At 73.1% G+C, this 20433-nt stretch carries 20 protein-coding genes; 15 read left to right on the forward strand and 5 right to left on the reverse strand.

From position 1 onward, the window contains the following. The first annotated feature begins 52 nt into the window (after positions 1-52). On the forward strand, positions 53-322 hold the full coding sequence (locus DTL70_RS09170; protein WP_245979161.1) for a DUF3099 domain-containing protein: 270 nt from the start codon (positions 53-55) through the stop codon (positions 320-322). Between the two features lie 87 nt (positions 323-409). Here the strand turns inward: DTL70_RS09170 and DTL70_RS09175 are convergent, their stop codons facing one another. After that, entirely contained in the window at positions 410-1297 is an 888-nt protein-coding gene (locus DTL70_RS09175; protein ID WP_114021369.1) for a PaaX family transcriptional regulator, read from the reverse strand. Between the two features lie 4 nt (positions 1298-1301). Beyond that, the gene (locus DTL70_RS09180) at positions 1302-3095 is read right to left on the reverse strand and encodes an AMP-binding protein (protein WP_114021370.1); all 1794 of its coding nucleotides are present in this window, start codon (positions 3093-3095) and stop codon (positions 1302-1304) included. Positions 3096-3288: 193 nt separating this feature from the next. On the opposite strand from DTL70_RS09180, the gene DTL70_RS09185 reads away from it, so the two are divergent. Together DTL70_RS09185 and DTL70_RS09190 are read left to right on the forward strand one after the other, a co-directional pair. Next, a complete protein-coding gene (locus DTL70_RS09185; protein ID WP_114021371.1) occupies positions 3289-4683 on the forward strand; it encodes an acyl-CoA dehydrogenase family protein in 1395 nt (464 codons plus the stop codon). After that, positions 4680-5156, forward strand: a complete 477-nt coding sequence (locus DTL70_RS09190; RefSeq protein WP_114021372.1) for a RidA family protein — start codon at positions 4680-4682, stop codon at positions 5154-5156. The genes DTL70_RS09185 and DTL70_RS09190 overlap by 4 nt, the downstream gene beginning before the upstream one ends. Before the next feature lie 100 nt (positions 5157-5256). On the opposite strand, the gene DTL70_RS09195 is transcribed toward DTL70_RS09190, so the two are convergent. Continuing rightward, the gene (locus tag DTL70_RS09195; RefSeq protein ID WP_181860845.1) at positions 5257-5841 is read right to left on the reverse strand and encodes a CGNR zinc finger domain-containing protein; all 585 of its coding nucleotides are present in this window, start codon (positions 5839-5841) and stop codon (positions 5257-5259) included. A gap of 74 nt (positions 5842-5915) precedes the next feature. On the opposite strand from DTL70_RS09195, the gene DTL70_RS09200 reads away from it, so the two are divergent. From DTL70_RS09200 to DTL70_RS09210, 3 genes are all read left to right on the forward strand, one after another. Beyond that, positions 5916-7160: an MFS transporter gene (locus DTL70_RS09200; protein ID WP_114021374.1), complete on the forward strand. Its 1245-nt coding sequence runs from the start codon at positions 5916-5918 to the stop codon at positions 7158-7160. 212 nt (positions 7161-7372) lie between these two features. After that, positions 7373-8557, forward strand: a complete 1185-nt coding sequence (locus tag DTL70_RS09205) for an NAD(P)/FAD-dependent oxidoreductase (RefSeq protein WP_114021375.1) — start codon at positions 7373-7375, stop codon at positions 8555-8557. Positions 8558-8682: 125 nt separating this feature from the next. Next, positions 8683-9096, forward strand: a complete 414-nt coding sequence (locus DTL70_RS09210) for a Tn3 family transposase (RefSeq protein ID WP_114021376.1) — start codon at positions 8683-8685, stop codon at positions 9094-9096. A gap of 73 nt (positions 9097-9169) precedes the next feature. On the opposite strand, the gene DTL70_RS09215 is transcribed toward DTL70_RS09210, so the two are convergent. After that, on the reverse strand, positions 9170-9862 hold the full coding sequence (locus DTL70_RS09215; protein WP_114021377.1) for a TetR/AcrR family transcriptional regulator: 693 nt from the start codon (positions 9860-9862) through the stop codon (positions 9170-9172). A gap of 107 nt (positions 9863-9969) precedes the next feature. Between DTL70_RS09215 and DTL70_RS09220 the strand changes: the two genes are divergently transcribed. The 5 genes from DTL70_RS09220 (at position 9970) to DTL70_RS09245 (ending at position 16171) form a co-directional block, all read left to right on the forward strand. Next, positions 9970-11394, forward strand: coding sequence for an MFS transporter (locus tag DTL70_RS09220; protein WP_114021378.1), 1425 nt, complete (start codon positions 9970-9972; stop codon positions 11392-11394). Positions 11395-11594: 200 nt separating this feature from the next. Next, complete coding sequence (locus DTL70_RS09225; protein ID WP_245979163.1) at positions 11595-12557, forward strand: recombinase family protein; 963 nt, start codon at positions 11595-11597, stop codon at positions 12555-12557. Positions 12558-12798: 241 nt separating this feature from the next. Then, the gene (locus tag DTL70_RS09230) at positions 12799-13440 is read left to right on the forward strand and encodes a histidine phosphatase family protein (protein WP_114021379.1); all 642 of its coding nucleotides are present in this window, start codon (positions 12799-12801) and stop codon (positions 13438-13440) included. Positions 13441-14127: 687 nt separating this feature from the next. Then, positions 14128-15048, forward strand: a complete 921-nt coding sequence (locus tag DTL70_RS09240) for a sugar phosphate isomerase/epimerase family protein (RefSeq protein ID WP_114021380.1) — start codon at positions 14128-14130, stop codon at positions 15046-15048. A gap of 1 nt (position 15049) precedes the next feature. Further along, positions 15050-16171 carry a Gfo/Idh/MocA family protein gene (locus DTL70_RS09245; protein WP_114021381.1) on the forward strand — a complete coding sequence of 374 codons (1122 nt, stop codon included), beginning with the start codon at positions 15050-15052 and terminating at the stop codon, positions 16169-16171. Here DTL70_RS09245 and DTL70_RS09250 read toward each other — a convergent pair. After that, positions 16060-17073: an MBL fold metallo-hydrolase gene (locus DTL70_RS09250; RefSeq protein ID WP_114021382.1), complete on the reverse strand. Its 1014-nt coding sequence runs from the start codon at positions 17071-17073 to the stop codon at positions 16060-16062. The genes DTL70_RS09245 and DTL70_RS09250 overlap by 112 nt on opposite strands. 130 nt (positions 17074-17203) lie before the next feature. Between DTL70_RS09250 and DTL70_RS09255 the strand changes: the two genes are divergently transcribed. The 4 genes from DTL70_RS09255 (at position 17204) to DTL70_RS09270 (ending at position 20424) form a co-directional block, all read left to right on the forward strand. Further along, positions 17204-17428, forward strand: a complete 225-nt coding sequence (locus DTL70_RS09255; protein ID WP_114021383.1) for a hypothetical protein — start codon at positions 17204-17206, stop codon at positions 17426-17428. Next, positions 17415-18827, forward strand: coding sequence for an amidase (locus DTL70_RS09260; protein WP_114021384.1), 1413 nt, complete (start codon positions 17415-17417; stop codon positions 18825-18827). The genes DTL70_RS09255 and DTL70_RS09260 overlap by 14 nt, the downstream gene beginning before the upstream one ends. 94 nt (positions 18828-18921) lie before the next feature. Beyond that, positions 18922-19485 carry a TetR/AcrR family transcriptional regulator gene (locus tag DTL70_RS09265; protein ID WP_114021385.1) on the forward strand — a complete coding sequence of 188 codons (564 nt, stop codon included), beginning with the start codon at positions 18922-18924 and terminating at the stop codon, positions 19483-19485. A gap of 123 nt (positions 19486-19608) precedes the next feature. After that, the gene (locus DTL70_RS09270; RefSeq protein ID WP_114021386.1) at positions 19609-20424 is read left to right on the forward strand and encodes an SAM-dependent methyltransferase; all 816 of its coding nucleotides are present in this window, start codon (positions 19609-19611) and stop codon (positions 20422-20424) included. Positions 20425-20433: the final 9 nt, after the last annotated feature.

Raw genomic sequence — 20433 nt, forward strand, 5'->3', positions numbered from 1 at the left:
CCCGCGCACGTCCCCGCCTGACGGACGGCCGAGCCCGCCGTACCGTGGAGACATGTACGCACGAAGGCGGCGGCGCTACTTCGCGCTGATGGCGGTCTGCCTGGTGCTGTTCGTCAGCGCCTGGGCCTTCGTGCGGCTCTGGTCGGTGCCCGCGGCGATCGGGATGTGCGTGGTCGCCATGGTCATCCCGCCCGTCGCCGCGATCGTCGGCAACCGCAGGGAGCCCGACGACCGCTGGTGGGACGAGCCCCCCAAGGACGAGAACGAACCGCCCGCCGAGCGCCCAGGGCAGCGACACGGCGACGGCCGGCGTCGCCGGTAGGGGAGCGTCCCGGGATCTTGCTCCGGCGCCCGGGTGCCGCTGCTCGTCGCGTGCGGTCCGCGCCCGAGCGCCTCCTTATCCGGCGGCTCAGCGGTCGGGGGCGCCGGCGTAGGCCTCCCGTACGTACGCGAGGCCGGCGTCCCGCAGCGCGGCGTGCAGGGCGAAGAACACCTTCGCGGCGCGCTCACCGGGCCACCGCTTCGGCAGCAGGTCCTGCGGCAGTCCCGGGTCCGCGTACGGGAGGCGCCGCCAGGCGTCCAGGGCGGGAAGGTAGTCGCGGTAGGCGGCCTGCGCGGGCGTGTGGATCCGCCGCGACCAGCGCCTGAGCACCGGCTCGTGGACGGTGAGGAACGCCCGGTGACGCTCGGCGAGCCCCTCCAGGTCCCACCAGCGGGCCACGGAGCGCGCGGTCGGCGTGAACCCGGCGTGCTCCCCCCTGAACAGGTCGACGTAGGGCGCGAGGCCGAGGCGGTCGAGGGCGTGGCGGGTCTCCTCCTCCAGGTGGGAGGGGGCGATCCAGACGCCGGGGGCGGCGTTGCCGAAGCCCAGCCTGGCCAGCCGGGAGCGCAGCACGTGCCGCCTGTCGCGTTCGCTCTCCGGCACGGAGAAGACCGCCAGCAGCCAGGAGCCGTCAGGATCGGGGCGGGTGTGGATGCGCCGGTCGCCGTCGGCGAGGAGCTGCGTGGCGGCCGGGGAGGGCCGGTATCCGGCGGACTTGCTGCCGGGCCGGTCGGCGGTCAGCAGGCCGCGCCGTTTGAGGCGGGATACGGCCGAGCGCACCGAGGGCGCGTCCACGCCCACGGTCTGCAACACCCGGATGAGAGTGGCGACGGGTACCGTTCCCGACTCGTTCAGCTCGCGCCCGTAGGCGCCGTAGAAGGTGAGGATGAGGGAACCGGGGGACGGCCTGCTCGGCTGCGGGGTCTCCGGACCGCGAGGTGCCGTATCGAAGTGTTCGGACGCTTTCTGTACCACGCGGTCACTCTAGATCCGCAGCTGAGCCGCCCGAACGGGGCGCCTGATCCGGCTCGTGCGGCTGCTCGGACGCGCGGCGCGCCTCGGGCGGCCCGTGCCCCGCGGCGCCCTCCCCGCCCTCGCGCAGCCGGAAGCGCTGGAGCTTGCCCGTGGGCGTGCGCGGAAGGCCCGCGGTGAACACGAACGCGCGAGGACACTTGTACGGGGCCGCCCGCGCCAGCGCGTGCTGCCGCAGCCGCTCGGCCGTCGCCTCGTCCGCCGGCACGCCGTCAGCCAGGACCACGTGCGCCACCGCGATCTGCCCCCGCCGCGCGTCGGGGCGCCCCACCACGGCCGCCTCCCGCACGTCCGGATGGCCCAGCAGCACTTCCTCGACCTCGGGTCCCGCGATGTTGTACCCGGCCGAGATGATCATGTCGTCGGCGCGCGCGACGTAGCGGAAGTAGCCGTCCTGCTCCCGTACGTACGTGTCACCCGTCAGGTTCCAGCCCTCCCGCACGTACGCGCGCTGCCGCTCGTCCGCCAGGTAGCGGCAGCCGACCGGGCCGCGCACGGCCAGCAGCCCCGGGGTGCCGTCCGGCACGGGCACCAGCGCGCCGTCCGGGCCCTCCGCGACGATCCTGGCCTCGAAACCGGGCACCGGAACGCCCGTGCACCCGGGCCGGATCGCCTCGTCCGCGGCGGAGAGGAAGATGTGCAGCATCTCCGTGGCGCCGATGCCGTCGATGATCCGCAGGCCCGTGCGCGCGTGCCACGCCTGCCAGGTGGCGGCGGGCAGATGCTCCCCGGCGGAGACGCAGCGGCGCAGCGTCGAGAGGGCGCGCGCCGCGCCCCGGTCGCCCTCGGCCAGCCGCGCCAGTAGGGCACGGTAGGCGGTCGGTGCCGTGAACAGCACCGATATGCGGTGCTGTGCGATCACATCCAGCGTCTGCGCGGCGCCCTTGAACTCGTCCAGCAGCGTCGAGGCGCCCACTCGCAGCGGGAAGAGCACCAGGCCGCCGAGGCCGAAGGTGAAGCCCAGCGGCGGCGTCCCCGCGAAGACGTCGTCAGGGCGTGGGCGCAGCACCTGCGCGGCGAAGGTGTCGGCGACGGCCAGCACGTCGCGGTGGAAGTGCACACAGCCCTTGGGGACGCCGGTGGTGCCGGAGGTGAAGGCGATCAGCGCCACGTCGTCGGCGGCCGTGGCCACCGCGCCGAACAGGTCGGGCTTGCCGGCGGCGAGCCGCAGCACGTCGGCGGCGTCGCCCGTGCCGAACAGCCACGTGCGCAGGCCGGGAACCTCGGCCTGGGCCAACTCGTCCGCCGACCGCGCGTCGCACAGCGCGTGCGAGACGCGGGCGAGGCGGCAGAGGGTGGCCAGCTCCCGCGCCCGCTGCGCCGCCAGCACGGTGACGGCGACCGCCCCCGCCTTCATCACCGCGAGCCAGCAGGCGGCCAGATACGGGCTGGTCGGCCCGCGCAGCAGTACCCGGTTGCCGGGCACCACCCCCATCTCGTCCCGCAGTACGTGCGCCAACCGGTCGACGAGTACGCGCAGTTCGCCGTAGGTCCAGGTGCGGCGCGGGGATCTCTCACCGGAGGGGGAGGACACGCCGCCGGCGTGGACGGCGGGGCGGTCAGGCCCCAGCCGCGCGATGGTACGGTCCAGCAACTCCTCGCCGCAGTTGACGCGTTCGGGATAGTCGAGGGCCGGATCGTCCAGCAGGAGGTCGGGCCACTGGTCGGCTGGTGGCAGGTGGTCCCGGGCGAACGTGTCGACGTGGGCGGTGGCGACGGGCGTTGACGGAGTCGGACGCATGACCGATCTACCCCCTCGCGGGCGGCTCGGGAGGCGGCGGCGCCGACGCGGCACCGGCCGCGGCGCCGGTGGTGGCGAGTGGCGTTGAGCGTAACGCGATGGTGACGGCAGTCAATGGTCCGCGATAGACAAGAGGGCGGGCGGTGCGGGGAGAACAGCCCCGCACCGGGGCCCCACGCCGAGAGGAGCCGCCATGTCCGCCACCGAGCCGCCGCCGGGCCGGGCCACGCCGACGCCGCCCGCGCCTCCCACCTCGTCCGCGCCTCCGCCCGCACCTCTCTCCGCATCGCCGCCTCCCCCCGCTTCCGCCACTTCGGCCGACCCCGCTGCTCCGCCACCGCCCGCGGCCGCCTCCACCTCGGCGTTCGCCCTCAGCCGCGCACAACAGGAGTGGAGCGCGCGGTTGCGCGCCCTGGGCACCGAGCGGCTGCGCCCGCACGCCGACTCCCGCGACCCCGGGCGCGTCAACCGTCCCCTGCTGCGGGAGCTGGGCGAGATGGGGTTGCTCGGCCACGCCGTTCCTGGTGCGCGTCCCGGAGAGCGCGTCAGCGCGCTCGACCTGTGCCTGCTGCGCGAGGCGCTGGCCTACTCCTGCCCGCAGGCGGAGACCGCGCTCGCCCTCCAGGGGCTCGGTGCGGGACCCGTCGCCGACGGGGGCACGCCCGGGCAACGCGCGCGCTGGCTGCCCGAGGTGGCGGCAGGGCGCGCGGTCGCGGCGTTCGCACTGAGCGAGCCGGGTGCGGGCAGCGACGCGGCCGCCCTCGCCCTGCGTGCCGAGCCCGAGCCCGGGGCGGGGCCGAAAGGGGGCGGCGCCGGTGGGGAACACGCCGCGCGGCGGTGGCGGTTGAGCGGACGCAAGACGTGGATCTCCAACGCCCCCGAGGCCGACTTCTACACCGTCTTCGCCCGCACGGGAGAGGGCCCGGGCTCGCGCGGTGTGAGCGCCTTCCTCGTCCCCGCCGACCGGCCGGGCCTGACGGGCGCGCCCCTGGACATGCTCGCGCCGCACGCGCTGGGCACCCTCACCTTCGACGCCGTGCCCGTCACGGGCGACGACCTGCTCGGCGCGCCGGGGCAGGGCTTCCCCGTCGCCATGCGCACCCTCAACCTCTTCCGCCCCAGCGTCGGCGCGTTCGCCGTCGGCATGGCGCAGGCCGCGCTGGACGCCTCCCTCCAGCACGCCGCCGAGCGGCCCGCCTTCGGCGGCGTCCTGCGCGACCTGCAATCCGTCTCCCACCAGTTGGCCGAGATGGCGACCCGCACCGAGGCGGCACGGCTGCTGGTGTACGCCGCGGCGAGTGCGTACGACGCGAGCACCGGCACCGGCGGTGACGTCGCCCGGCGCGCGGCCATGGCCAAGCTGATGGCGACGGAGACCGCGCAGTACGTGGTGGACACCGCCGTCCAGATCCACGGCGCGGCAGCGCTCCAGCGCGGCCACCTCCTCGAACACCTCTACCGGGAGGTCCGCGCGCCCCGCATCTACGAGGGGGCCAGCGAGGTGCAGCGTTCGCTCATCGCCAAGGAGCTGTACAGGACACGCCCGCCGCGCACCGGCCGGCCGCACACGAAGGAGTCGCCCACATGAGCGGCAGCCAGGAGCCACCGGCCGGCAGCCAGGAGGTGCGGGGCGGTAACAGCGAGAGCGCCGTCTCCCGGACGGCGGTGACCCGCGTCAACCCGGCGGAGCTCTCCCCGCCCCGCGGGTTCTCCCACGCGGTGACGGCCCGCGCCGGCACCCGGCTGGTCTTCCTCGCGGGCCAGACGGCACTCAACGGGGAGGGCCGGGTCGCGGCCACCTCGCTCCCCGACCAGTTCAGGATCGCCCTCACCAACCTGCTGGCCGCACTGGACGCGTGCGGGGGCGAGCCGTCCGACCTGGCGCGGGTCACCGTCTACACCACCGACGTGGCCGCCTACCGCCACCACGCCGCACACCTGGGCCGGATCTGGCACGAGTTGGCCGGGCGCGACTACCCGGCGATGGCCGTCATCGGGGCGGTACGGCTGTGGGACGGGGACGCCGCGATCGAACTCGACGGCATCGCCGTGCTGCCCTGACCCCGCACCCAACGGTCCACCGCTCCGCTGTCCGTACTCCGTGCACCGTCACGGTGCTCGGCTGTCCGTCAGTGCGTCATGTGCGTCTCTCCGTACACCGTCACGGTTGCGCGTGGCGCCGTCGGTGGGCGGCCACGCGGGTGCGGGTCGCGCATGTGCGGGAGCAGTAGCGGCGCGGGGCTCCGGGACCGCCGCCGAGGAAGAGCCTGCGGCAGCCGGAGGCCGCGCACTCTCCCCACGCGATGCCACCCTGTTCGCTCAGCATCCTGGCCAGCGCGAGCGCGCCCGACGCGGTCAGCCACTCGGCCCAGCTGGCCTCGTCGTCCCGGTCGACGTGCAGGTGCCAGGTGTGACCGTCGTGTCTGCTCAGCCGCGGCCGGGCACCGCAGCGCTCCAGCAGGGAGTTGAGCGCGGTCGCGGCGCGGTCGGTGTCGGTCTCGGTGAGGACCAGGTCGGTCAGCTCCGCGACGGCGCCGCGCAGGGCTGTCGCCTCGCGAGCGGTGAGGCGCGCCAGGTCGCGCTCCGTCTCGCCGTGCCGGGCGAGCACGGCGGCCAGTACGTCCCGGGACGCCTCCGGCTCGTCCCGGACCGCGTTCGCCAGGTCGACCAGCCGCTCACCGGGCCTGAACCCGCCCGCGCGCCGACCGCCCCCGTGCACACTCGTACTCTCGCTCATGTAACGCATTATATAAGTAGGGCGTTACATTGGTGCCCGTCCGGGCATGAGCCCGTGCAGGCGTGAGCCGGTGAGGGGGAGCGGTGAAGGCGTATCTGGCGACGGCCTTCCTGGCGCGGCTCGCGGACGAAGGCGTCGCCGTCGCACTCGCCCTCCTCGCGCTCGAACGCACCGGCAGCCCCGCGCTGGGCGCCTACGTCCTCACCGCCTGGCTGGCACCGCACGCGGTGGCCGCTCCCGTGGCGGGCGCCCTGGCCGAGCGGGCCCGCAGGCCCCGGCTCTTCCACGGTGGCGCGCTCGCCGTCTTCGGCGCGGCCATCGCCGTACTGGGCCTGACGGTGGGACGCGCACCGGTGTGGCTCCCCGTGACCGCCGCGGTGCTCGGCGGTTGCGCCGGGCCCGTCGTCACCGGGGGTCTCTCCAGCCTCCTGGGCTCCCTGGTCCCCGAGGGCCGCGCCCGCTCCCGCGCCTACGCGCTCGACGCCGCGAGCTACAACGCCGCCGCCGTCACCGCCCCCGCCGCCGTGAGCACCACCGTCGCCGTCTCCTCCGCCGGGCCCGGCACAGCCCTGCTGGCCGTCTCCGCCGGCTGCGCGACCCTGCTGGCCGCCACCGCGCTGCCGCACCCCGCACGGTGCGCCGCGGTGGACGCGGGCCCTGCGCGCTCCGCCGGCGCACTGCGCGACCGGATCACCGCCGGGGTGCGCGCCCTCTGGTCGGTTCCGCAGCTGCGCGCGCTCACCGCGGCCACCTGCGTCGCTTTCCTCGGGATCGGCGGGCTGCCCGTCGCGGCCGTACTGCTCGCGGGGGCTGCTGGGGACGCCGGGGCCGCCGGGAACGCAGCGGCGAGTGGCCAGGCCGACGGGGGTGGTGTCCTGATGGCGGCGTTCGCGATGGGCGGGCTGGTGGGCTCGCTGGGCCTCGCCAGGTGGCGCGGAGCGCCCGAGGCCGGACGGCTCGCTCTGGGCAGCCTGTGCGCGACCGCGCTCGCGCTGGCGGGCGCCGCGCTGGCCCCCGCCTTTCCGCTGACCGTCGCGCTGTTCGCCCTCGCGGGTCTGGGCGACGGGCCGCTGCTGACGGCCACCTTGCGGCTGCGCGCGGAGCACGCGCCCGACGGCGCGCGCACCCAGGTCTTCACCCTGGGCGCGGGTCTGAAGCTGACGAGCGCGGCGGCGGGCTCCGCCCTCGTCGGCCTTCTCGCCCAGCTGCCGCCCGCAGCCCTCGTACTGGGCGTGGCCGCGTCGCAACTCGCCGCCGCGGCCGTGCTGCGCGCACTCGACCGGCCACCGCCCCGCGCCGAGGGACGGTCCCGCCACCGGTCGTCCTGACGGGCCGACGAGGGGCGAGGTCCCCTCCGCGCGCGGTGGCGTCCTCCTCGGTCGAGCGGTGGGAACCGTGCGCGGAGGGGGCGTTGACGGGCGTTCGGGAAGGGTGGTGAGCTGGGCCCGACCAGGGCCGAGTGCGGGGGCTGAGCAGGGCCGAGCAGGAACCTGAACAGGGCCGAGCGCGGGGCTGATCGGGGCCGAGCGGAGGAGGCGGCGTGCGGATCGTCGTTGTCGGAGCGGGGATCGTCGGTGCGGCCGCCGCCTACGAACTGGCACGCGCGGGCGTCGAGACCGTACTGGTGGACGCGGCGCACGAGGGACGCGCCACCTCGGCGGGCGCCGGCATCATCTGCCCGTGGTCGGGGCGCGTGGCGGAGCCGCTCGCCGTGGCCGGTGCCGGGTACTACCCGGACCTGCTCAAAGCCCTCGCCGAGGACGGGCAGGACGACGTCGGCCACCGCCGGGTCGGCGCGCTCGTCCTGCTGCCCGCAGACGGGACCGAGGCGGCGCGGGTGCGCGAGAGGGTGTCAGCGCGTGCCGCGGCGGACCCGCACGCGGGCGAGGTCAGCGTGGTGGGCGCGGTGGACGCCCACCGGATGTTTCCCGCCCTCGCACCCGCACGGACCCACGGTGACGAACCCGAGGACCATGCCCTCGGAGCCGGCCGCCACCGCCACGCCTTCGCGGAAGAAGCGCTGCACCTCTCCGGCGCGGCGCGGCTCGACGGCCGCCGGATGCGGAGCGCGCTGGTCGCGGCGGCCGAGCGGCGCGGGCTGCGCGTCGTCGGCGGTACCGCTGCCGTCGAGGTCCGCGGCGCCCGGGTGCGGGGAGTGCGGGTGGACGGCGACGTGCTGGAGGCCGACACGGTGGTGGCCGCCGCGGGCGCCTGGTCGCCCGCGCTGTTGGAGCCTTTCGGCGTGCGCGTGCCCGTCGTGCCGCAGCGCGGCCAGATCGTCCACCTGGGGCTGTCCGGCACCGACACCGCGCACTGGCCCGTCGTCCTGCCGGGAACCGGGCACTACCTGCTGACCTTCGACGACTCGCGTGTCGTCGTCGGCGCCACCCGGGAGAGCGGCACCGGCTTCGACCACCGTGTCACCGCCGCGGGCCTGGGGGAGGTGCTGGAACAGGCCATGGCCGTGGCGCCGGGACTCGCCAGGGCCACCCACCTGGAGACGCGGGTGGGCTTCCGCCCGACGACCCCGGACGGGCAGCCGGTGCTGGGCACGGTTTCCGGTGGTTCGGGCATCCCCGAACTGGTCGTCGCCAACGGACTCGGCTCCGGTGGCCTGACGGCAGGACCGTTCGCGGGCGCTGTCGCCGCCCGGCTGGCGCTCGGCCGTGAACCGGGCATCGACACGGGGCCGTACGACCCGCTGCGGTTCGCCTCGTCGGCGTGACGGGAGGCGGGCACCGCGGCGGCGGGCGGGGCCGACCCACCCCGACGCGCGGCGGAGCCGCCCGCCCGCACGCCTCAGCCTGACCGGGAACCCGCTCGCCGCGAGCTCCGCCCTGGCCGGCCTCTCTGCCCTGCCCCTGCCCCCCGTCCCGCCCTGCCTCCGCACCGACACCTGCGTGCCGCCCCGCCGTTCGCGGCTTCTGCCCTACCCGGCGCTGTTCCTACGGCAAGGACGGCGACCTGGCCGGTGCGGACAAGGAATCCCAGGAGGTCAGCATGCTCGCGCTGCACCTGCTCCAGTCCGCGCTGGTGCACGTCAACACGCTGCTGATACAGGAGGTCCTGGCCGATCCGAAGTGGGCGGACAGGCTCACCGACGCGGACCAGCGGGCCCTGTCGCCGCTGTTCTGGACCCATGTCAATCCGTACGGCCGGTTCGAGCTGGGCACGAACAGCCGTCTCGATCTGGACCTGTCCGTTCGGGCAACTGTGCCCGGTCCTCGTACCCCGAGCGGGGAAGCAGCCGTAGCGCCGACGTGACACCCGCGTTGAGGCAGCACGCGGGGTGCGGCCGCGCTATGCCGGATTCCCTGGCATCGGGGCTGGTGGGCTCTTATGTTGAGGCGTCGAGATGGCTGCGGATCTGTGCGATGACGACGGAGACGAGCTGGTCGAACTGGGTGTCCGCGGTGGGGATGGGCAGCGCGGCGGCCTGGCGCAGGGCAGGGAGGTCGAGATCGGCGTGGGCGGCCAGCCATACGTCGGGGACGAGCGTGCCGCGGTCCGTCGCGGCGTGCGTGGCGGGGCGGTCGACCACGAGCGCGAAAGAGAGCATGAGCAGGGAGAGGTGGCGGTGTACCTCCAGGGCAGTCGGGAAGCCGATGCCGATGCCGTGCAGGAGTTGGAGGAAGCGGTCGAGGTTGAGCAGGCGGTTGGGGTGCACGGAGGTGGGGGGCGCGTCCTCGTCGAGGGAGACCAGCAGGGCGCGCGGCCAGCGCCGGTACAGCTTGCGCAGCGACCTCGCATAACCGGCGACGGATTCCTCCCAGGCCGTGGGGTCCAAGGGAGGGGGATTCCAGGAGTCGAGCATGAGCCCCAGGGCGAGATCGACGACGTCCTGGCGGTCCTCGACGTAGTTGTACAGAGCGCGCACGGTCACATTGAGCTCAGCGGCCAGGGCGCGCATGGTGACGGAACGGAACCCCTGCGTACCAGCCATCTCCAGCGCCTTCGCGGCGATGGCCTCCCGGGTGAGGACAGGGCGGCCCTTGCGTGTCGTGGGGCGGCGGCGGGAGGTGGCAGGCATGGCGCCATCGTACGGGCCTCGCTTGAACTTCACACGCGTTGACTTTTAGCGTCGGGAGGCCGCAGGCTGGCGACACCGCCCGCTCCCGCCTGGAGGTCGTATTCCGCATGGCAGCTCAGAAGTCCCGTCGTCTCCCGCCGCTGAGCGGGGTCCTCGTGCTGGTGATGGCCTCCACGGGGCTGGTCGTCGTGGACCTCACGATCGTGGCCATCGGACTCCCGCTGATCAGCGCCGACATCGCGGACGGGGATTCGGCGGAGTCGGTGGTGGTGACCTACATGGTCGCGATGGGTGCACTGACTCAGGCGGCCGGAAGCCTCTCGGACCGCTGGGGGCGGCGGTCTCTGTTCCTGGCCGGGATCGCCGTGTTCACTCTGGCCTCCCTGGCCGCGACTTTGGCGCAGGACCTGTGGTGGCTGAACGCCGCCCGGGTGGTTCAGGGCTGCGGAGCCGCAGTGATCATGGTGAACGGCATTCCGCTGATCTCGGACCGCTACACCGGTGAGGAGCGCAATCTCGCGATCGGTGCCTGGGGATCGTTCGCGACCGCGGCCGGGCTCCTCGCCCCGACCCTCGGTGGAGTGCTGATCGACGCCTTCGGATGGCGCGCGGTTTTCGCGATCAACCTCCCGCTCGGCGCAGCGGCCTGGGTGCTGGCCGCCCGCGTGCTGCCGCCAACCGCCCCCGCACCCTCCTTGACCGGGCGGCCGGACTGGCCCGGAAGCCTGCTGCTCATGCTCGGCCTCGGTACGGCGACCCTGCTCATGCTCCGCCCCGACGACACACCATGGGCAGGTCAGGACACCGTCGCACTGCTCACCGCCTGCCTGGTACTGGCCGCCTTCCTGGCCCTCCAGCTCCGCGTGCCCATGCCGACGCTGGAGCTACGGATGTTCACCCGACCCGCGTTCTGCGGCGCGATGCTGGCCGTCCTCCTCTCACGCGTCCTGACCATTGGCGGCTCGGTCTACTTGGTGCTGTACCTGTCGGACGGCCTGGGCCTGAGCCCAACCTCGGCGGGGCTGCTGATGACGCCGATCTTTCTCGCACAGATCGCCACCGGCATGGTCGGCTCCAAGCTGCTCAGCCACTGGGCCCCCGGCCTGGTGATCGGCTCCGGCTACTTACTCAAGGGCGTCGGCTTCACGGCCCTGGCACTGCTGATCACACCCAGCACACCGTGGTGGGCGCTGCTCGGGCCGCTGCTGGCCTGGGGAGCCGGCGGCGGAATCGCCGGCGCTCCCGTGATGGCCGTGGCGGTCGAGGTGACCGAACCCGAGCGGGTCGGCATGGTCGCCGGGACCGTCTCCACCCTCGCCTCCCTCGGCGCCGGCGTCGGCACAGCGGCACTGGGCGCGATCTTCACTCTTCATGACGGCACCAGTACAGGCAGCCAGGCAGTCGCTGACGGCACCCGGGCCGTCCTCACGGTCTCCGCCGTGCTCGCGTTCATCGCAGTACTCACCACACTCGTCCTCATCCATCCGCGCCGCGTCCCTCGCCCCGACCGAAGCCAGGAACCCGCCCGGTGACCATCAATCTCGCCCGTTACCGCGCCCGCACCGACGCCGGGACCTGGCACCTGTCACACGGCACCCGCACCTCGCATGAACGACCAGATGCGAGAGTTCCGAGAACACCCTCCGGGCGATCACGTTTCCGCAGGTCGCCATTGGCAGAAGTCCTCTCAAAACTGGCACATTGTGCGAGACAGTTCTGACAGACTGCCGGGGTGGAACTGGCGCCCGATCAAGCAGCAAATGCGGTAGAACGAAAAGACTGTCCGAAGTGTGAAGCCCCGGCCGGGAGTCCGTGCCGCACCCGCGGCGGGAAGACCGCGACGAAGTACCACACCCCGCGCTTCATCCTCGTCCCCGCGCTCCGCGAAGAACTCGACGTCCGCATCCCCGAGGATCGCGGACCCGGACGGGCATGGAAGCCGGGCCCGCCCATCGAGGCGGCGCCCCCCACGCCGGCCGCAAAGCCGATCCGGATCGGGTACGCCCGGTGCTCGACCGCCCAGCAGGAACTCCAGTCCCAACTCGAGGCGCTTGCCCTCGCGCAGTGCAAGCGTGTCTTCTCCGAGAAGATCAGCACCCGCGTCAAGGTGCGGCCCGCACTGGAGGAAGCACTCAAGCTCGCGTACGACATCCGGGAAGCCGCCCCGGACCAGGAGGTCATCCTCACCGTCCACGAGCTCAAGCGCCTCGCCCGCAACGCAGCCGAGCTGATGACGCTGTCCGGCCAGCTCCAGACCGCCGGCGTCCAGCTCGAACTCCTCACCGGCCCGCTCACCGGCATCTACGACCCCAACGGCATGGGAGCGATGTTCTTCGCCGTCCTCGCGGCCGCCGCCCAGATCGAGCGCGACTACATCCGCGAGAAGACCCTGGAGGGCCAGCAGGCCGCCGCCGCCAAGGGCAACCACGGCGGGCGGCCGAAGGTCATCGACGACGACTCCCTCCTCTTCGCCCGCGCGCTCAAGGACAAGGGCGTACCCGTCCCCGAGATCGCGAAGAAGCTGATCATCAAGACCGGCAAGACGCGGGCAAGAACCCCTCGGTCGCCTTGCTGTACCGCGCACTCGCCGAAGCCGAGCAGGCCGAGGCACCGGCCGGGCCGGAGATCATCGCTCCGCGCCGGCCGACGCGGGTGGACCTCACCGGTCCCGGCAGAGGCACCGATCCAGAGCTGATGGAACGGCCCCGTCGAGACCAAGTCCCGTGAGAACAACGTCCAGGTCAACACGTTCACCGGCTCCGAGGAATCCGACCTCCTCCACGCGGCCGGCTCCTGGATGGCCGAGCACCTCGACGCCGTCCTCGTCGGCCTGAACTGGATCGGCGACTTCCTCTCCCCGCACGACATCGACCCGCCCGGCCCGCCAGGCCACCGCCTGGACCTCACCGTCGACCTCTCCAACGGGAGGGCAACTGATGCGCACTCTTTACGTCGTCACCCATCCGGAGGCGACGCACCACGTCGAAGAAGTCGTCGGCGGATGGCATGACTCGAAGTTGACGCCCGCTGGCGTCCGTGCGGCCGTCTCCATCGCGCAGGCGTTGCGGGCCCAGGTCCCGGACGGCGCCGAAGTGGAGCTGTTCTCCTCGGATCTGCAGCGCACTCTGCGGACGGCCGAGGAAGTGGCCGAACTGTTCGGCGTGAAGCCGATTGTGGATCGCAGGCTGCGGGAGAAGTCCTATGGTGAGGCAGGGGGAAAGCCGCAGGAGTGGCTGGACCGGCGCTTCGTCCCCCCGCCGGCTGTCGGGGAGCGAATGGACCACGACGAGGGCGTGCAGGGTTCCGAGACCAAGGCTGCGTGGGCGCAACGCGTCTACGCGGCAACGGACGAGATCCTGCAGAACCCTTGCGAACATCAGATCATCGTGACGCACGGCGGCTCCCTGACGTTCGTCGTGGCGTCCTGGATCAAGATGCCGATCGAGTCGGCCGGCTATGCCAGTTTCCGGGCCCCCTCCGGCAGCATCACCACGCTCCGCGAAGACGACTTCTTCCACAATCGCCAAGTCGTCAGCCTCGGTGACACTCTTCATCTCGACTCCGCACAAGCTGGCTGACCTCAGCCTGGCCCGCTTCGACGGTCCGTCGCCCTCGTGGGCGACGGGCCGTCCCACACTGACGTCAGTTCTCGTGAACATTCCCGAGCCCGTCGACGTCCCTCTGCTGCCCAAGGTGCTGGACAAACGCTGCTATTGCAAGTGAATGAAGACAGTTCGGCTTCTTCGCCGCGATGGCCGAGACGGAGCGGGAGAACATCCGAGAGTCGACGCTGGGGCGAGTCCGTCGAGCAGATCCAGCCCGCCCTGATCATCCCCACCGGCAGGCGCAAGGGACACAGCCCGTCCGTGGCCAGCATCTACCGGGCCCTCGCCGAACACCAGAAGCCCCAGGCGTACCCCGAAGCCGTCGAGACGGCCCACGCCGACTTCGCCGCCCTCCAGCAATACGACCGCAACCCCAAGTAGTTACTCAGCGCTACACGCCACCTGGCGGTAGCTATACGAGAACAGGGCCTACCCGGGGGCGCCCTGCCTGGCTTTCCTTCCCGCCGTTCCTTCCCGCCGTTCCTTTTCCCGCCCCTCCGGCCGATTCCGCGACCGCACGTGTTTTCGAGAAAGTCCTTAAGTCCTTATGTCAGGACGAAGCCTTGACAGTGCTCGTCGCGGCGCCGCAGGCTGAGCCGACGACAACGTCGACGCCGCAACTGCCCGGTCGCCGCGGACCGGGGGGAGGAGACCCCAGCCATGTCCGCACCGCGTACGGGTGCCCCCGTCCTCGACCGGCTCCGCGTCGGATCGGCGCCCGACTCCTGGGGCGTCTGGTTCCCCGAGGACGCACAGCAGGTCCACTGGCGGCGTTTCCTGGACGAGGTCGCCGAGGCCGGGTACGAGTGGATCGAGCTGGGCCCCCACGGCTATCTGCCGACAGAGCCGGACGTCCTGCGCGAGGAGACCGCCCGGCGCGGCCTGCGGGTCTCCGCCGGTACGGTCTTCACCTCGCTGCACCACGGCCCGGCCGTCTGGGACGCCACCTGGGCGCACGTCGCGCAGGTGGCCGCGCTCGCCCGCGCGATGGACGCCACCCACCTCGTCGTCATCCCCTCCTTCTGGCGGGACGACAAGACCGCGCGGGAGCTGGAGCCGCGCGAGCTGACCGCCGAGCAGTGGCGCCACCAGGCCACCGGCATGGAGCGGCTGGCCCGGCGGGTCCGCGAGGAGTACGGCCTCGACATCGTCGTGCACCCGCACGCCGACACCCACATCGACACCGAGGAGAACGTCACCCGGCTCCTGGACGCCACGGACCGCGACCTGGTCCGACTCTGCCTGGACACCGGCCACTACGCCTACTGCGGCGGCGACAGCGTCAAGCTCATCAGGACCTACGGGGAGCGCATCGGCTATCTGCACCTCAAGCAGGTCGACCCGCGGATCCTGGAAGACGTCCACGCCAACGGCACGCCCTTCGGACCGGCCGTACGGCAGGGGGTGATGTGCGAGCCACCGCGCGGTGTGCCCGAACTGCCGCCCGTGCTGCACGCGGCGCAGGAGCTGGGGGTCGACCTGTTCGCCATCGTCGAGCAGGACATGTACCCCTGCCCTGCGGATCAGCCCTTCCCCATCGCCGACCGCACCCGCCGCTTCCTGCGCTCCTGCGGAGCCTGACATGAGGCTCGGTCTCATCGGAACCGGACGCATCGGGGCCTTCCACGCGGCGACTCTCAGGTCCCTCGCGGGTGTCGACCGTGTCACGGTCGCCGACGTGGACACGGGCCGCGCGCGGGCGCTGGCCGCCTCGCTGGAGCTGGAGGCCGCGGGCAGCATCGAGGAACTGTACGCCGCGGGGCTCGACGGGGTGGTGATCACGGCGGCCACCAGCGCGCACGCGGCGCTGATCCACCAGGCCCTCGACCACGAGGTGCCGGTGTTCTGCGAGAAGCCCGTCGCCCCGGACGTGCCGGGCACCGTCGCCGTCGTCGAGCGGGCCGCGTCCGGCACCGTGCCCGTGCAGATCGGCTTCCAGCGCCGCTTCGACGCCGGCTACCTGGCCGCCCGGCAGGCGCTGCGGGCGGGCGAGCTGGGCTGGGTGCACACCCTGCGGGCCTGCACCAGCGACATGGTGCCGCCACCCGCCTCCTACGTCCCCACCTCCGGTGGTCTCTTCCGGGACTGCGGCATCCACGACTTCGACATCCTGCGCTGGGTCACGGGGCGCGAGGTGGTGTCCGTCTTCGCGGCGGGTGCCAACAAGGGGGAGGACTTCTTCGCCGCGGGCGACGACGTGGACACCTGCGCGGCGCTGCTCCGCTTCGACGACGACACCCTCGCCACCGCCACCGCCACCCGCTACAACGGTGCGGGATACGACGTCCGCCTGGAGGTGTGCGGCTCCCGGGACACCCGGATCGTCGGCCTGGACGACCGGGCTCCGCTGCCCACCGCCGAACCGGGACGGCCCTGTCCGCGTCCGACCGGGCCGGACCAGGCAGAGGCGAAGGGGGCAGGACCGGGCGCGAACGCGGTGGCGCCGGGCCCGGCAGGGGAGCGCGGCACCCCCTACGCCACGTTCCTGGAGCGCTTCCACGACGCCTACGTCGCCGAACTCGCCGCCTTCGTGGACGTCGCCGCCGGGCGTGCTGCCAACCCGTGCTCGGCCGCCGAAGCCCTCGAGGCCCTCTACGTCGCCGAGGCCTGTGACACCTCCCGTCGCACAGGGCTGCCGGTGGCCGTGTCCAACGTCCGCTCGCGACGCGCCCCGGGCGCCGGGGCGACGGGTTCCAGCCGGTAGGTGTCGCCGTGCGCCCGCACGCGGCCGCCGGTGGGCGCCGGAAAGTGGGTGCCGAGAAGAAGAACGCCCGAGGCCGCTGACGTGGCGAGCAGGGAACGGCGTGTGTCCTCGGCCTGCCGCGGGTCGATGTCGACGCAGGCGCCGAGGTCCGGGTGCGCGAACTGCACGGGGTGGTGGACGGCGTCCCCGGTGATCAGCGCCGTCTCGCCGCGGCTGCTCACCTGCACGGCCACGTGTCCGGGTGTGTGTCCCGGCGCGGGCAGCAGGCGGAGCCCGGGGGCGACTTCGGTGCCCTGCGCGGGGACGTCGACGAGGTCGAGGAGCCCCGCCCGCTCGACGGGGTGCACCGAGTCGCGGAACATCTGCCGCCGCGGCTCGTCCATGGCGTAACCGGCCCAGAACTCCCGCTCCGCGCGGGAGACCAGGTAGCGGGCGTGGGGGAAGGTGGGGGCCCAGGTGCCGTCGGCCAGGGCCCGGGTGTTCCAGCCGACGTGGTCGGTGTGCAGGTGGGTGAGGACGACCAGGTCCACCGAGTCGGGGGCGAAGCCGGCGTCGGCGAGGCGTCGCGGGTAGTCGGTGCGCAGGTCGTGCCATGCGGGGTTGGCGCGCTGCTTGCCGTTGCCGATGCCGGTGTCGACGAGCACGCGGAGGCCGCCCGCGGTGAGCGCGAAGCTGTGGCTGTCCAGGCGCAGGACGCCCGCGTCGTCGGCGAAGTCGGGGTGCAGCCACTCCTGCCGGTTGACGACGTCCGCGGTGGCGTGCGGCAGCAGCCAGGGCCCGGTGGCAGGGGGCAGTGCCACCTCGTCGATCCGGTGGACGGTGACGTCCCCCACGCTCCACGAGGGGGCCGTGGGCGGGGCGTCGGAGCCGTCGGCCGGTGGGGTGAGCGCGTCGGTGGCCATGGTGGTTCCCCTTCTCCTGTGCGGGTTCTCCCTCAAACGCAACATCTTTGCGTTTACCCACCGTAGGCCCTACAGTCCTCTAAAGCCAAGTAATTGCTTTTAGCTGCCCGAGGAAAGGAAAGGGATCTCCATGCCCACCACCGACGCGCTCACCCCACCGGAGGCGGCCCGCTGGGCCGACCGCTCCGGGCTGCCGCTCGACGCGGCCCGCCATGCCGAGGTCGCGGCCACCGCCCAGTACATCCACTCCGTCGTCTCGGTCCTGCACGAGATCGACTTCGCCGACACACCTCCCGCCCCCGCCTACCGCGTGCGGGAAGACGTGCGAGGAGGGCAGCACCGTGCGCGCGCATGAACTCTCCCTGGCCGCCGCCGCGGAGGCGATACGGACACGACGGCTCTCCCCGGTCGAACTGACCGAGGCGGTACTCGACCGCCTCGACCGGACGGAACCCCTGGTCGGCGCCTACGCCACGGTCACCGCCGAACGGGCGCTGTACACCGCGCACGAGGCCGAACGGGAGATCGCCGCGGGCCGCCCGCGGGGGCCGCTGCACGGGGTGCCCATGGGCGTGAAGGACCTGATCGACGTGGCCGGCGTGCCCACCACGGCCGGCTCGCGGGTACGGGCCGGACACCGCGCGGAGTCCGACAGCACGGTCGCCGCACGCCTGGCGGCGGCCGGCGCGATCCTCGTCGGCAAGACCCACACCCACGAGTTCGCCTACGGGCTGACCACACCGCAGACCCGCAACGCCTGGGACCGGGGGCGTGTCGCCGGCGGATCCAGCGGCGGCTCGGCCGTCGCCGTGTCCGCGGGTTCTGCGACGTTCGCCCTGGGCACGGACACCGGCGGATCGATCCGGGTGCCGGCCGCGCTCAACGGCGTCGTCGGGCTCAAGCCCACCTACGGACTCGTGCCCCGCACCGGGGTGACGCCGCTGTCCTGGTCGCTGGACCACGTCGGCCCCGTCACCCGCACCGTGGAGGACGCCGGCCTGGTCCTGGCAGCCCTGACCGGACCCGACGCGGGCGACCCTGCCTCCCTGCCCGCCCTGCCCGAGCCGGGGACGGGCCCGGCCCACCCGACCGCCTCCGCCCGCCCCTCGGACCTGACGGGGCTGCGTGTCGGAGTGCCGCGCACCTACTACTTCGACCACGTCGACGGACAGGTCGAGGCGGCTGTCCGAGGCGCGCTCGCCCACCTGGAGGCACTGGGGGCGCGGCTCGTCGAGGTCGACACCCCCATGGCGCGCTACGTCCAGGCGGCGCAGTGGGGCCTGATGGTCCCGGAAGCCACCGCCTACCACGAACGCACCCTGCGCGCAGCGCCCGACCTGTACGGCGCCGACGTCCGCGTCCTCCTCGAAGCGGGCGCGCTGCTCGGCGCTGGAGACTACCTGCGCGCCCAACGGGCCCGGACCCTGATGCGGCAGGCGTGGGAGCACCTGCTGGAGGAGGTGGACCTGGTCGCGGCCCCGACCGTCCCCACGACCGCCACCCCCGTCGACGAGGAGACCGTCACCTGGCCGGACGGCACCACCGAGGCCGTCTCCGACGCCTACGTACGCCTCTGCGCCCCCGCCAACCTCACCGGGATGCCCGCGCTCACGCTCCCCGTAGGGCACGACGCGGACGGCCTGCCGGTCGGCATGCAGCTCATCGGGCGGCCGCTGGGGGAGCCGGACCTCCTGCGGACCGGCCACGCCTACGAGGCGACCCGCCCCGTGCGCGAACTCGCCAGGGCTGCATGAGACGGCACGCCACGACCCCGCCCGGGCCCGCGCTCGTTCGTGGTGCGGGGCGGCCCCGCGCTAGAAGCAAGGATTTTGCATTAGTGTGGGGGCCATGAGCCGTCGACCGATGGTGCGCCCCGGTGGACGCAGCGCCCGGGTGCAGGAAGCCGTGCACACCGCCGTCCGCGAACTGGTGGCGGAGGTGGGCAGGGACGCGCTGACGGTGCCCCAGGTCGCCACGCGCGCCGGAGTCACCCCCTCGACGGTCTACCGCCGCTGGGGCGACCTGAAAGAACTGCTCTCGGACGTGGCGGTCGAACGACTGCGCCCCGAGGCGCCACCGGAAGACCTGGGAAACCTCTCCGCCGACCTGACGGCCTGGGCGGAGGAGTTCCTCGACGAGATGTCCTCCCCGCCGGGCCGCGCCTACATCAGGGACGCACTGCTCGGCGACCCGGACGGCGGCAACGGCGGCCAGTGCTCGGCCTACGCCGCCGAACAGATCGACGTCGTCCTCGCCCGCGCCGCCGACCGCGGCGAGACGGCCCCCGACGTCGAAACCGTCATCGACCGCGTCGTCGCCCCCATGATGTACCGCATCCTCTTCCGCCCCGACGGGCTCGACCCCGCCTACGCCCACCGACTGGTGACCGGACTGCTCACCGCTGGGGCGTAGGTCCCGCACCTCCCCCAGCCGTTACGCCGCTCCCCACCCCAACACGGGCGCCCCGTCCGCGAGTTCGCCCCTCGCGGACCGGCGTAGGCTCCCGGGCGAGCGGGACGACGAAGGGACAGCGCAGTGAGTGAGCACAGCAGCCCGTCGAGCGGCGCCGGCGGACAGGCGACCACAGTGGCCCACAACGCCAGGGTGTGGAACTACTGGCTCGGCGGCAAGAATTACCACCCCGTCGACAAGGAGATCGGCGACCACGTGCTGAGCATGTTCCCCACCCTCGCCGAAGCGGCCCGCGCCGACCGGGCGTTCCTCCGCCGCGCCGTCACCCACCTGACGGAGACGGCGGGAATCCGGCAGTTCCTCGACATCGGGGCCGGGCTGCCCACCGTCGACAACACCCACGAAGTCGCCCAGCGCAGCGCTCCCGAGTCACGGATCGTGTACGTCGACAACGACCCCACCGTCCTCGTGCACGCCCGCGCCCTGCTCACCGGCTCTCCCGAGGGCGCCACCGACTACATCGAAGCGGACGCGCACCAGCCGGAGACCATCCTGCAACGCGCCGCCCGCACCCTGGACTTCGACCGCCCGGTGGCCGTGATGATGCTCGGCGTACTCAACTTCGTCCTGGACACGGACACGGCGAAGAACATCGTGCGGCGGATCATGGACGCCGTACCCTCCGGCAGCCACCTCGTCCTCACCCACCCCACCCTGGAGATCGGCGGCGAGGGCGGCGCCGCGATGATGCGGTTCTGGAACGAGAACGCGACGCCGCCGGTCACCGACCGCGACAGCGCCCAGATCGCGGACTTCTTCGAGGGCCTCCAGATGCTGGAGCCGGGCATCGTGCCCTGCTCGCAGTGGCGGGCCGAGCAGCCGGCTGACCTGAGCCAGCGGGAGGTCGCCGAGTTCGGCGCGGTGGGACGCAAACCGTGACCAGCGCCA

The sequence above is a fragment of the Streptomyces diacarni genome (genome assembly GCF_003323715.1).
GTDB classification, from domain to species: domain Bacteria; phylum Actinomycetota; class Actinomycetes; order Streptomycetales; family Streptomycetaceae; genus Streptomyces; species Streptomyces diacarni.

Coding starts and splice junctions, on each gene's coding strand:
- DTL70_RS09170 (WP_245979161.1), top strand. CDS start 53: ATGTACGCACGAAGGCGGCGGCGCTACTTCGCGCTGATGGCGGTCTGC.
- DTL70_RS09180 (WP_114021370.1), bottom strand. CDS start 3,095: ATGCGTCCGACTCCGTCAACGCCCGTCGCCACCGCCCACGTCGACACG.
- DTL70_RS09185 (WP_114021371.1), top strand. CDS start 3,289: ATGTCCGCCACCGAGCCGCCGCCGGGCCGGGCCACGCCGACGCCGCCC.
- DTL70_RS09190 (WP_114021372.1), top strand. CDS start 4,680: ATGAGCGGCAGCCAGGAGCCACCGGCCGGCAGCCAGGAGGTGCGGGGC.
- DTL70_RS09195 (WP_181860845.1), bottom strand. CDS start 5,841: ATGCGTTACATGAGCGAGAGTACGAGTGTGCACGGGGGCGGTCGGCGC.
- DTL70_RS09215 (WP_114021377.1), bottom strand. CDS start 9,862: ATGCCTGCCACCTCCCGCCGCCGCCCCACGACACGCAAGGGCCGCCCT.
- DTL70_RS09220 (WP_114021378.1), top strand. CDS start 9,970: ATGGCAGCTCAGAAGTCCCGTCGTCTCCCGCCGCTGAGCGGGGTCCTC.
- DTL70_RS09230 (WP_114021379.1), top strand. CDS start 12,799: ATGCGCACTCTTTACGTCGTCACCCATCCGGAGGCGACGCACCACGTC.
- DTL70_RS09240 (WP_114021380.1), top strand. CDS start 14,128: ATGTCCGCACCGCGTACGGGTGCCCCCGTCCTCGACCGGCTCCGCGTC.
- DTL70_RS09245 (WP_114021381.1), top strand. CDS start 15,050: ATGAGGCTCGGTCTCATCGGAACCGGACGCATCGGGGCCTTCCACGCG.
- DTL70_RS09250 (WP_114021382.1), bottom strand. CDS start 17,073: ATGGCCACCGACGCGCTCACCCCACCGGCCGACGGCTCCGACGCCCCG.
- DTL70_RS09255 (WP_114021383.1), top strand. CDS start 17,204: ATGCCCACCACCGACGCGCTCACCCCACCGGAGGCGGCCCGCTGGGCC.
- DTL70_RS09265 (WP_114021385.1), top strand. CDS start 18,922: ATGAGCCGTCGACCGATGGTGCGCCCCGGTGGACGCAGCGCCCGGGTG.